General features: G+C 51.1%; 10 protein-coding genes and 1 other RNA gene. 2 read left to right on the forward strand and 9 right to left on the reverse strand.

What is annotated here, in order from left to right; translation table 11 throughout:
- Window positions 1-143: 143 nt before the first annotated feature.
- Window positions 144-1,145: a LacI family DNA-binding transcriptional regulator gene (locus HMPREF9469_RS02065; RefSeq protein WP_007858672.1), complete on the forward strand. Its 1,002-nt coding sequence runs from the start codon at window positions 144-146 to the stop codon at window positions 1,143-1,145.
- Window positions 1,146-1,167: 22 nt separating this feature from the next.
- Window positions 1,168-2,583, forward strand: a complete 1,416-nt coding sequence (uxaC, locus tag HMPREF9469_RS02070; protein WP_007858674.1) for a glucuronate isomerase — start codon at window positions 1,168-1,170, stop codon at window positions 2,581-2,583.
- 90 nt (window positions 2,584-2,673) lie between these two features.
- Here uxaC and HMPREF9469_RS02075 read toward each other — a convergent pair whose 3' ends face one another.
- The 9 genes from HMPREF9469_RS02075 to rpoD all read right to left on the reverse strand — a co-directional run bounded on the left by HMPREF9469_RS02075 (window position 2,674) and on the right by rpoD (window position 11,321).
- On the reverse strand, window positions 2,674-3,048 hold the full coding sequence (locus HMPREF9469_RS02075; RefSeq protein WP_007858675.1) for a hypothetical protein: 375 nt from the start codon (window positions 3,046-3,048) through the stop codon (window positions 2,674-2,676).
- A 232-nt stretch (window positions 3,049-3,280) separates the two neighbouring features.
- Window positions 3,281-4,684: an FtsW/RodA/SpoVE family cell cycle protein gene (locus HMPREF9469_RS02080; protein WP_007858676.1), complete on the reverse strand. Its 1,404-nt coding sequence runs from the start codon at window positions 4,682-4,684 to the stop codon at window positions 3,281-3,283.
- A complete protein-coding gene (locus tag HMPREF9469_RS02085; protein WP_007858677.1) occupies window positions 4,671-5,012 on the reverse strand; it encodes a PadR family transcriptional regulator in 342 nt (113 codons plus the stop codon). Before HMPREF9469_RS02085 ends, HMPREF9469_RS02080 begins: the two co-directional genes overlap by 14 nt.
- Before the next feature lie 181 nt (window positions 5,013-5,193).
- The gene (locus tag HMPREF9469_RS02090; RefSeq protein WP_007858678.1) at window positions 5,194-6,270 is read right to left on the reverse strand and encodes a lysylphosphatidylglycerol synthase transmembrane domain-containing protein; all 1,077 of its coding nucleotides are present in this window, start codon (window positions 6,268-6,270) and stop codon (window positions 5,194-5,196) included.
- 167 nt (window positions 6,271-6,437) lie between these two features.
- Window positions 6,438-6,797, reverse strand: an RNA gene (gene rnpB / locus HMPREF9469_RS30625) — RNase P RNA component class A.
- 45 nt (window positions 6,798-6,842) lie between these two features.
- Window positions 6,843-8,495: a nucleoside kinase gene (locus HMPREF9469_RS02095; RefSeq protein WP_007858681.1), complete on the reverse strand. Its 1,653-nt coding sequence runs from the start codon at window positions 8,493-8,495 to the stop codon at window positions 6,843-6,845.
- A gap of 85 nt (window positions 8,496-8,580) precedes the next feature.
- Window positions 8,581-9,390: a Nif3-like dinuclear metal center hexameric protein gene (locus tag HMPREF9469_RS02100; protein ID WP_007858683.1), complete on the reverse strand. Its 810-nt coding sequence runs from the start codon at window positions 9,388-9,390 to the stop codon at window positions 8,581-8,583.
- Complete coding sequence (locus HMPREF9469_RS02105) at window positions 9,377-10,138, reverse strand: tRNA (adenine(22)-N(1))-methyltransferase (RefSeq protein ID WP_040415374.1); 762 nt, start codon at window positions 10,136-10,138, stop codon at window positions 9,377-9,379. The genes HMPREF9469_RS02100 and HMPREF9469_RS02105 overlap by 14 nt, the downstream gene beginning before the upstream one ends.
- Before the next feature lie 58 nt (window positions 10,139-10,196).
- Complete coding sequence (rpoD, locus tag HMPREF9469_RS02110; RefSeq protein WP_007858686.1) at window positions 10,197-11,321, reverse strand: RNA polymerase sigma factor RpoD; 1,125 nt, start codon at window positions 11,319-11,321, stop codon at window positions 10,197-10,199.
- Between the last annotated feature and the right edge of the window lie 2 nt (window positions 11,322-11,323).

Raw genomic sequence — 11,323 nt, forward strand, 5'->3', positions numbered from 1 at the left:
TCATATTTTTGTAAGTACTTACAATTATTCTACCCATTTTCGGGGAATAAGTCAATAAAAAAATAGAAAAGTATTGCAATACTGACGAGGAATATGTATAATAAACTTAGCTTGTAAGCGCTTACAGAATGTGAGGTTTTTTTATGAATATATATGATGTTTCCGAACATGCGGGAGTATCCATAGCCACTGTGTCCAGGGTTTTAAACGGCAATGCCAATGTCAGTGAAAAGACCAGGGAAAAGGTCTTGAAAGTTATGGATGATTTGGGGTATACTCCTAATGTGTTTGCCAGAGGGCTTGGCCTGAACACCATGCAGACCATTGGGATCATGTGCTCCGACTCCTCGGATCCCTACCTGGCAGGTGCTATTTATTACCTTGAGCGGGGACTCAGGTCCCACAATTATGACGCTATTTTGTGCTGTACCGGATATGATCTGGATGCCAAACAGAAGTATTTTGAGCTTCTGCGCTCCAAACGTGTGGACGCCATCATATTGGCAGGCTCCAAGTTTGTGGAGATGCGCTCCAAGGATAACGCCTATATAACCGAAGCCGCCGCCGACCTTCCCATCATGCTGGTAAACGGCTACCTGGAAGGGGATAATATCTACAGTACGGTATGCGATGACCACGCCGCCATGTTCGGCGCGGCCACACAGCTGCTCCAGGCAGGCAGGAGACGCATCCTCTACCTTTATACCAGCTATTCCTACAGCGGTGTCAACAAGTTAGAGGGATACAAGGACGCATTAAAAGCATTCGGCGTGGAGCCAAAGGATGAACTGATCCATCAGTGTCCCAAGGACATAGGCGCTTCCAAGGAACTGCTATTATCCCTCAGGGAACAGGGGCTTTCCTTTGATGCGGTCATGACTTCCGATGACTCCCTTGCGGTGGGCACTGTCAAGTATGCCCATGAAGCGGGCATTTCCATACCTGAAGAGCTGAATATCATTGGATATAATAACTCCATCCTGTCACGGTGCACGGATCCGGAGATTACATCCATTGACAGCAAGGTGGAGGCACTGTGCACCACCACCATCAACACTCTTATGGGGGTTTTCAGCGGCGTAAATGTGCCCAGCCGGACCACGATCGCCTCTGATCTTATAAAAAGAAAAACCACAAATTTTTAATTCTTAAGGAGGACCATCAAACATGAAAGCATTTTTGGACAAGGATTTCTTATTATCCAGCGACATGGCAAAGACACTGTATCACGATTTCGCAGCAAATATGCCGATTCTTGACTATCACTGCCACATCAACCCACAGGAAATTTATGAAGACCGGAAATTTGACACCATTACCCAGGTATGGCTGGGAGGCGACCACTACAAGTGGCGTCAGATGCGCTCCAACGGCATAGATGAAAAGTATGTGACCGGGGACAGCACAGACTGGGAGAAGTTCAAAGCCTGGGCTGAGACCATGCCTAAGCTGATCGGCAATCCTCTGTATCACTGGAGCCATCTGGAACTTAGAAGATATTTTGGATATGAAGGCTATTTAAACGGCGACACTGCCAAGGAAGTATGGGATCTGTGCAATGCAAAGCTTCAGGAAAGCTCCATGACGGTCCGCAACCTGATCAAGCAGTCCCATGTAACATTGATCTGCACCACTGATGACCCGGTCGACTCCCTGGAATGGCATAAGAAGATTGCTGAGGATCCTTCCTTTGACGTACAGGTACTGCCCGCATGGCGACCGGACAAGGCCATGAACGTTGAAAAGCCTACTTTCCCTGCTTATATGGCACGTCTCTCCGAGGTGAGCGGCATTCAGGTAACGGATTTCGCATCCCTAAAGAAAGCCCTTCAGGTCCGTATGGATTTCTTCACCTCCATGGGCTGCTGTGTATCCGACCATGCACTGGAGTACGTGATGTATGTACCTTCCACAGAAGCTGAGGTTGACGCCATCCTTGCAAAGGGATTAAAGGGCGAGGCAGTCTCCAAGGAAGAGGAACTGAAATTCAAGACAGCATTTATGCTATTTGCTGCACGTGAATACAACAGAATGGGATGGATCATGCAGATCCATTACGGCTGCAAGCGCGACAACAATGCCTACATGTTTGAGCAGCTGGGTCCCGATACCGGATTTGACTGCATCAACAATTATGCCCCCAGCGCACAGATGGCTGACTTCTTAAATGCGCTGAGCACAGGCAATGAGATTCCAAAGACCATCCTTTACTCACTGAACCCCAATGACAATGTTTCCATCGGCACCATCATAGGCTGTTTCCAGGACAAGTTCCCCGGAAAGATCCAGCACGGTTCCGCCTGGTGGTTCAATGATCACAAGGTAGGCATGACAGAGCAGATGGTATCTCTGGCCAACCAGGGCTGCCTGGGCAACTTTATCGGCATGCTGACAGATTCCAGAAGCTTCCTGTCCTACACAAGGCATGAGTATTTCCGCCGTGTTCTCTGCGAACTTCTGGGCGGATGGGTTGAAAACGGCGAGTATCCTGCTGACATGAAGGCTCTTGAGGAGATCGTCAGGGGAATCTGCTACAACAATGCCGTCAATTACTTTGGCTTTGAATTAGACACCGTTAAATAATATGTTTAAGTAGCATAATACAGCCTGCCCGGATCTCCTTTCCGGGCAGGCTGCCTTTATCTCATGGGATGTCTGATAGGTAACTATGTATTATTTCAGCCGGACAACATGCTGACAGTAAATGTACAGATTCTTTATCTTCTTTGCCTGCTGTCCATCCTCGCCCAATACAATGGGCTGGGTTCCGGAGGGCGTGATATACAGCTTAAACGCAATTGCATCCTGTCCCACGTGCATCTCCTTTACCGGCGTATAGGCAAAGTCCTGTTTTTCAATATCCAGATATTCAAACATGATGTGTTCCAGTTCCGGATTGGCAAACACCCTTACAATATCCGGTGTTCCTTTCATCTCCATAATCGCCTTGGCTTCTTCAAACTCAATGTTGGTAAAACGGTAATCTCCATTCCCCAGAATATAAGCCAGCGTGCTGTTGTCCAACAGCAACAAAGGATCTTTAGCCATAACGTAACCTCCTTTTTCCCATCCATATGATTGTTTCACTTTAATCATATATCCTTTTCCGAAAATTGTCAATATTGTTAGAAAATAATCAATATTGTCCGAATTTTATCAAACACATCATACAGGTTAGGGGAATTAGTCTGGTATAACCCGAGAATTCTCACACAATTTACTGTTATTTCTTATTTCCCTATTTACACCCTTATTTCCCTATTTACACTCCCATTCTCCTTTATACATCCGTTCTTTCAATCCGGATCCGGTACTTTCCCAGGTATGCCAGGATCCCCTTTTCCCTGTTTTTCTCCTCTGCCCCCGGTTCCCAGACCAGGTCCTGGTATCTGTAAATACTGAATAGGATTCCCAGCAGCCCATAGACGGCAACCGTATGGTACAGGCCAAAGGTAAAAAAGGGCAGACCTGCTGAAGACAGGTAGAGTATGCCAAGATTATTAAGCAGGTGGGTGGCCGTCTCTATCACAAGGATCAGGACACACCCATACCCGATCATCTGCCCCAGCTGATTCTTCTGCCGCTTTACCATAAAGAACAAGCCGGAAAGGAACAGGATCAGCAGCGCAGCCAGTCCAAAGGCCGCCAGGGTTCCCCACATGGAAGCTGCCTGAAGGATCACAAAATCGCTTTGGCCCCACGGCAGTACATGGGCCGGGGTCTCTGATAGACCATATCCCCTTCCCTGCATTCCCCCTATGGGTTTTAACTGGGATATCATCTCTCTCACCTTAAGGGTGACAAAGCTGCCCTCCTTTGCATAAGCCCGGGGATTCAGGTATGCCATAATCCTCCGATACTGATAAGGTGCCATGTTTACAAACGATAGTACGCCCAAAAGCAGGGACATGATGCCCAGACCTGAGAGGGGCACCCACCTGTGCTTTACCTGATACCAGTTTTTGATCAGAGCTGCTGTAAACATCAGGCAGCAAACAAACATCACATCCAATGTAATGCTGATGCCGCCTCCGATCACTCCAAAACCGACCCATGCAGCCGCAAACAGCCATAGCAGGGAACCGGCGATGCACGCATACCCCCTTCCCCTGTACCGGTACAGAATTCCGCCGTAAACAGGGATGAACAGGTACATGATGGGCTTCAGGTAGGAATGGCCGCCGTTGGCTTTTCTGGCAAAGCCCAGGATACAGGCAAGAGCGATTGCTGCAAGGAATAAAAATCCGATCCCTCCGCCGTATCTGCTAAACATGCTGTAATCAAAGAAATACAGAAGGGCCATTCCCGCAAGGCCCAGGAAAGTATACAGGCATTGTCTCATAAATGCATGGCCCCCTCCGGTCCCGGCAAGCTGGTCACCTCCAAACCGGTAGATACATAAGTACTGCACCAGCAGGCCCACCAGGCTCAGCACAGCCATTGCCCCAAGCAGCTTCCAGTTATTCCTGGGGCGGTGGATCCGGTCCATATCGATCCCCACCTCCACAGGATTTCCCATCTGGCGCACTGCTTCTGCCAGGGCCTCCTCCTGCCCCATCCCCTGTTCCATATAGACCTGGGCCTGGTCTTCCATATGGCTTTTGATCTCCTTTGCCACAGATGCCCCTGCTTTCTTATTCCTGATCTGCCCGGTTAAAAGATCCAGATATTCATGCATTTCCATACAGGGCACCTCCTATCACATGTTCCACTGCCTTGGAATAAGTGTTCCAATCCTCCTTCTTCTTAGCCAGGACACCCCTGCCCTCTTTGGTGATGGAATAGTATCTGCGCACCTTTCCCTGGGCCTCCTTTTCATATGATACCAGGAGCCGTTTGGCTTCCATGGTGTGGAGAAGAGGATACATAGTACCCGCTTTCAGGTTAAATACAAATTCCGACCGCTTCTGAAGGGTTTCAATCATCTCATAACCATACATATCCCTCTCAGACAGCAGCTGCAGCAGCAGCATGGATGTGTTGCCTGATGAAACGTTCTTGTCTTCTGCCATAATTCTTCCTCCTGTTCTTACAGGTGTACGCTCGGAGTCCCCGAGAGTACACACGAATCCAAACAAAACCTGATCCATGGATGATATATAGATTACCTATATATCAAGGGCTAAAACCCGGTAATCCACATAAGCATATATAGATTACCGATCTATCATCCATAGTCCCATTATATATAGGTCATCTATCTATGTCAACCCCTATGACCTGTTGTTTTCCCTCGCCTGCCGCCCTAAGGCGTGGCCTGAACTGCAGATACGCGGTCACCAGGCCGCTGATCACAAGAAATCCATAGAAACTGATGCCTCTGCTGAGCATCATAATGGAAAATGTCTGACCGGCCCCAAATAAAGGGCCGTATAAGGCCATGAAACCGCCTTCCGATGCTCCCACGGAGCCGGGAAGAGGCACTGCCGTTACAGCCAGGCTTAAAATGGCCTGCATGGCCAGGAAGCTTCCCGGTTCAGCACCTATTCCCAGGGCCAGACAGGCAGAATAGGGCACCAGGAACAGAGCGGTGAGCTGGACCATGGAGCGCAGGAACATCCTTAGGATCACCAGCGGATACTCCCTCAGATACGCACCGCCCCTGCTGTACTCCATAATAAGCCCTTCCATCCTGCGCTGCGCCTTCTTTTTGTTCCTGATGACCCCTATCCGGGCCAGAAAGCCTATGATGCACATGCCGACCCGCTCAGCCAGCAGTCCGTTTAGGATAATGAGAAGGATGGCGCAGGAGCAGATCCCGTTTACCAGGATCCCGAATATTAAAAGCCAGCGGATCACCCCGGACTGGGCCATCACAAAGGGAAACCTGACGATCACCACGGCTGTTCCGTACAGGAGCACGCTCATCTGGTACACGGCCGCCACTGTCAAAAGGGTAAAGGAGCTCTGGGCAAACCCAAAACCGTCCCTTGTCATATAGTAAAGCTGCATGGGCTGCCCGCCTGTGGCCGAGGGCGTGATGGCGCTGAAATAGAATCCCGCGCAGGCATAGGACAGGGAACGCCTAAAGGGCACTGTTCTCCGGAAGGTTCTCATAAGCAGTCTTATGTTGGCCGCTTCGCAGTTAATGAATACCGCCATGCACAGGCATCCCATCAGCACATACCGGATATCCGCCCTCCGAAATGCCTCCTGAAGGATCTCCATGGAATGTTTCTTAAACAGGATACGGAATGTAAACCAGGCCAGTGCCGTGACCAGGCCCAGTCCTATGACCGTTTCCCTCATGTTCATCTTCTTTTCTTTCAATCCATGGCTCCTTTCCTGCAAACCGTTTTCCGCCGGCAAGCTTTTTCTGAAGTCTATTATACTAGCAAATTCTTAAAATCCTATTAGGATTTTCTGAATGTTTCCATTTCAAACAACAAAAAAGCCTAAGAAGGATATCTTAGACTCTTTTATTACGGATGCTGTTGTATGTGAGCAGGACGATAAGCCGGGTTATGTCGTTGGATGGCCATCTATCTAGGACTGCCGTCACCGGCAGCCTCAAGCAACCTACCCGGGAGCTGACGGGCCGCCATATGCTCCCTGTTCGGTCTTGCTTCAAGTGGGGTTTACATGTGCCCCGCCTGTTACCAGACGGGCGGTAGTCTCTTACACTGCCCTTCCACCCTTACCTCTTCCAGCCAAAGCTGCAATAGGCGGTATATTTCTGTTGCACTGTCCCTGGAGTCGCCTCCGCCAGACGTTATCTGGCACCTTGCCCTGTGAAGCCCGGACTTTCCTCTCCTGCGCCCTTGCGGTCTCGCAGCAGCGGCCACCTGTCCTACTCACAACTGTATTAGTCTAGCACAGAATCCGAGGTTTGTCCAGTCCCATCAGACATTGAGGCAGCTTCCCCCGATAAACTCCCTCAGGATGGAATTTTTAGGTATGTCCTCACTGCTGACCCCGATAAAATAATCCAGGAACTTTAAAAGCCGTTTGGCTTCCAGGTACTCCTCCGAATCCTTTGGAATACTGAACAGCAAAGGCTCCGCATACTGCTTTAACACTGCAAATTCATAGACCAGGGCGGAATTGAACATGGCATCCGCTTCCTCCTGGAAGGGAAAGATATTCTCCTCCTCCCCCTTGCGCACCGAAGGCCACATGCGGATGGTATCCTGGGCCGATGACCCCCTGGTCCTGGCATCCCGCACCATTCTGCGTATAAGACGTCCGTCCGTGGTGGGGATCCGGTTGTGTTCGTCAATATTAAGCTGTGTCAGGGCGCTGATATAGATTTTAAACTTGCTCTCCTTGGGCAGAGAGTGGGACAGCCTGTCATTGAGGCAGTGGATGCCCTCGATCACCAGGATATCCTCTGCTCCCAGCTGCAGGAAATTCCCTTTATACTCCCGCACACCCTTCTTAAAATTATAATAGGGCAGTTCTACACGTTTGCCTGCCAGAAGATCCGTCATGTTCCGGTTAAACAGTTCAATGTCCAGACATTCCAGCACCTCGTAATTATAGTTTCCCTGTTCGTCCCTTGGGCTGTCCGCCCGGTTGACAAAGTAATTGTCAACCGCAATGGGATGGGGCTTAAGCCCTATGGCCTCCAGCTGAACCGACAGCCTGTGGGAAAATGTGGTCTTTCCAGAGGAGGAGGGGCCTGCGATCATCACAAACTTGGCATTTCTCCTGGAGGCGATCTGTGCCGCTATCTCAGCAATCTTTTTTTCCTGAAGTGCTTCCTGGATCAGGATTAAATGGGACATCTCCCCCTGGGCGATCTTGTCATTGAGGGCGCCTACCGTCTCCAGATCCAGGCGCCTTCCCCATTCCGTGGACTCTGACAGGGTTGCAAACAGCTTATCCTTTGGCTCAAATTCCCGGATGGTCCTGGGTTCTTCCTTGGAGGGCATCACCAAAATGAATCCATAGTGGTAAGGGACCAGATCAAAATATTTGATATATCCCGTATTCTGCACCATGTACCCGTAGTAGTAGTCCTCAAACCCGTCAATGCTGTAAATATTGACCCGGGATACCCGGCGGTAATGGAACAGGCGCTCCTTATCATACATCCGGTGCCTGTGGAACAGCTCGACAGCGTCATCAGTGGACACACTGCGCTTCATGATGGGGATCTCCTGGGCCACATACTCCGCCATCTTATTTTTCACCCGCAGGAGAAGGGTCTCGTCCAGCACAAAGTTCCCCCGCGCCTCCACAAAGAAACCTCTTCCCAGGGAAAAGTCAATCACGATCTTATCAATGTTCTCCGCTCCCACCACTGCGTAGAATGCTTTCAGCATGATCAGGGAGGCGCTTCTTTGATAGGTCGTCATACCCGGCTTATCCCGGGCCGTGATAAATTTGAGTTCGCCGTCCTTCACATGCTTATGAAGTTCCTGAAGCTTGCCGTTGATCCGCACCAGAAGGATGTCGTCCTCGTACCTGTACTGATATTCATTTGCAACTTCCAGCCAGGTGGTCCCCTCCGGGTAATCCCGTACAAAACCATCTACTTTAACCTGTACCAAATGTTTTACCTCCCTTATTATTGAGTGTACTCCCGCAAATCCGAGTGCCGGGGCAACTCCGAGAATGCACCTAGTCCTGCCGCCCCTACACGATCACCGCGGGCCACGCGGGCGGGGCCTGGATGATCTCCAGTTCACCGCCCAGACGAGCCTCCAGATATTCCGCCATGTAGGGGATAAAGATATGCTCCAATCCGTAATGGCCTGCATCAATGACAGCCATCTGCCTTGCAGCCGCGTCAATTCCCTGATGGTGGCTGATATCACCGGTCACAAGCACCTGTGAACCGCAGGATACAGCCCCCTCGATCTCACTTCCCCCCGCCCCCGGACACAGGGAGATCCTGGTCACTTCCATGTCCATCAGCTCCTGGCCGTAGACCAGTGCAAAGGGAAGGTCAAATGCTTCCTTTACGCGCTTTGCCACCTGCCTTACGGTCATGGCCTTCCTTAGGATGCCTGTCTTTCCGATGCCGTAGGGAACCGGCCCCTGGCCCGCGTCCATCTCTCCCAGGAGTTCCAGAGGCACGCATTCCTCAAGCCCCAGCCTCCTGGCTGCCAGGTCCGCCATACAGCCCGGGGCAGCATCAAAGTTGGTGTGCATGGCGTAATAGGAAATATCCGACTGGATCAGCTTAACCAGTCTTCTGGTAATAAAGTTCTGGTCATTCACCTGTTTGATGGCCTTAAAGATCAGGGGATGATGGGTCAGGAGCATATGGGCCCCCGCTTCTATGGCTGCCTCCACCACCTGGTCCGTGGCATCCAGGGCAATGTATACTTTTTTTACTTCCTTATCGCTTCTGCCTGCCAGAAGTCCCGGGTTATCCCACTCACAGGCACAATCCTCGGGCGCCAGCCCTTTCAGCACCTCTATCAGTTCACTGCATTTCATTTTGCGCCTCCTTGATCTGGTCCAGTTCCTCCCTGAGGGAGCCCATGGCTTTTCTCTGTCCCTCCGTCATACCGCCGGTGTCCTCTCTCCCAAGGGAATCCACAATTACCTGTACCCTGTGCTTTTCTTTTTCCAGATATTCCTTCAGGATATTGTCTTTCCTGTCCATCAGGATCTTCCCGTATTTATACCATACCGGACGCCCATATTCCATGGTTCCCCGGACAACGCTCATAACCGTATAATATTTTCCCTCGTCCTGCACCATTGTCTCGTCCTCAATAAAAAATCCATGCATCTCCAGATAAGCCCTGACCTTGTACTGCTCGGACTGCGGGGAAAGGATCCAGTGTTTTACGCTGTCCCACACATGGCGCCCCTGATCCAGGATGCGGATCATCAGTTCGCCTCCCATACCGGCTATGATCACCGTATCCGCATCTTCCGGCGTGAGTTCTTTAAGACCATCGCTGAGACGGGCCTCAATGGGGCATCCCGTTCCAGGGGACCGCGTTTCATATTCCTCAATGTGCTCCCTTGCCCGTTCCAGGGGACCTTTTCCCACATCCATGGCAATAGCGGACCGGATTCTGCCGGTCTGTGCCAGATAGACCGGCACATATCCGTGGTCTGTTCCCACATCCGCAATGCGGCTGCCCTGCCTTACAAAGCCGGCAACGGTCTGAAGGCGCAGGGACAGCTTTACTGTGCCTTTTGGTATGGTCCTGTCATTTGTTTCCAAGTTCATCTTTTCCTCCGGTTGAGATTCCTGCCTTTTCAGGCAGGGAGTAATAACTAATTTAAGATCATTCATCCAAATAATCCTTTAATTTTTTACTTCTGCTGGGATGGCGCAGCTTGCGCAGGGCCTTTGCCTCAATCTGGCGGATCCGCTCCCTTGTCACACTAAACTGCCTGCCCACCTCTTCCAGGGTCCTGGGACGGCCATCGTCCAGGCCGAAGCGCAGCCGCAGCACCTTCTGCTCCCGTTCCGTAAGAGTCAGGAGCACCTCCATCAGCTGTTCGTGCAAAAGAGTGAATGCGGCGGCATCCTGTGGGACCAGCACATTGTCGTCCTGGATAAAATCCACCAAATGGCTGTCCTCCTCCTCGCCGATGGGGGTTTCCAGGGACACCGGTTCCTGGGACATCTTAAGGATTTCAGACACCCGCTCCACTGGAAGGTCCACCCTGGCCGCAATCTCCTCCGTGGTGGGCTCGCGGCCCAGTTCCTGAAGCAGCTGGCGGGATGTCCGCACCAGACGGTTGATGGTTTCCACCATATGGACCGGAATCCGGATGGTCCTGGCCTGGTCTGCGATGGACCTGGTAATGGCCTGGCGGATCCACCAGGTGGCATAGGTGCTGAACTTATATCCCTTGGTGTAGTCAAACTTTTCCACTGCCTTGATCAGTCCCAGGTTGCCCTCCTGGATCAGGTCCAGAAACTGCATTCCACGGCCCACATAACGCTTTGCAATGCTGACCACCAGCCGCAGGTTGGACTCGGCCAGACGTTTCCTGGCCTCCCCGTTGCCCAGCTCCATGCTCTTGGCCAGTTCAATCTCTTCTTCCATGGAAAGGAGGGGAATCTTGCCGATCTCCTTCAGGTACATGCGCACCGGGTCCTCCAGGCTGACGCCCTCGGGTACGGAGAGGTCCAGATGTTCCATGTCGATCTCTTCCTCTTCCTCCAGGTCCATCTCCTCTTCAATAAACAGGTCCGGGTCCAGATCCCCATCCGAGTTCATCCGTATCACATCCACCTTGTTCTGATCCAGAAACTCAAAGAGCTGGTCCATCTGGTCACTGGCCGGCTGTTCCGAACCAAAGTAGTTCATAATCTCCTGGTACTCCAGAACATTTTTCTTCTTCTTTGCTTCCTCCAGCAATCCTGCCAGTTTTTCCTCAAACACGTTCGTCCCTTCCATAA

Source organism: [Clostridium] citroniae WAL-17108 (assembly GCF_000233455.1).
Lineage (GTDB): Bacteria > Bacillota > Clostridia > Lachnospirales > Lachnospiraceae > Enterocloster > Enterocloster citroniae.

What these genes read in the sequence shown, in the direction of transcription:
- HMPREF9469_RS02065 (WP_007858672.1), top strand. Translation starts at nt 144, where the DNA reads ATGAATATATATGATGTTTCCGAACATGCGGGAGTATCCATAGCCACT.
- uxaC (WP_007858674.1), top strand. Translation starts at nt 1,168, where the DNA reads ATGAAAGCATTTTTGGACAAGGATTTCTTATTATCCAGCGACATGGCA.
- HMPREF9469_RS02075 (WP_007858675.1), bottom strand. Translation starts at nt 3,048, where the DNA reads ATGGCTAAAGATCCTTTGTTGCTGTTGGACAACAGCACGCTGGCTTAT.
- HMPREF9469_RS02080 (WP_007858676.1), bottom strand. Translation starts at nt 4,684, where the DNA reads ATGGAAATGCATGAATATCTGGATCTTTTAACCGGGCAGATCAGGAAT.
- HMPREF9469_RS02085 (WP_007858677.1), bottom strand. Translation starts at nt 5,012, where the DNA reads ATGGCAGAAGACAAGAACGTTTCATCAGGCAACACATCCATGCTGCTG.
- HMPREF9469_RS02100 (WP_007858683.1), bottom strand. Translation starts at nt 9,390, where the DNA reads ATGAAATGCAGTGAACTGATAGAGGTGCTGAAAGGGCTGGCGCCCGAG.
- HMPREF9469_RS02105 (WP_040415374.1), bottom strand. Translation starts at nt 10,138, where the DNA reads ATGAACTTGGAAACAAATGACAGGACCATACCAAAAGGCACAGTAAAG.
- rpoD (WP_007858686.1), bottom strand. Translation starts at nt 11,321, where the DNA reads ATGGAAGGGACGAACGTGTTTGAGGAAAAACTGGCAGGATTGCTGGAG.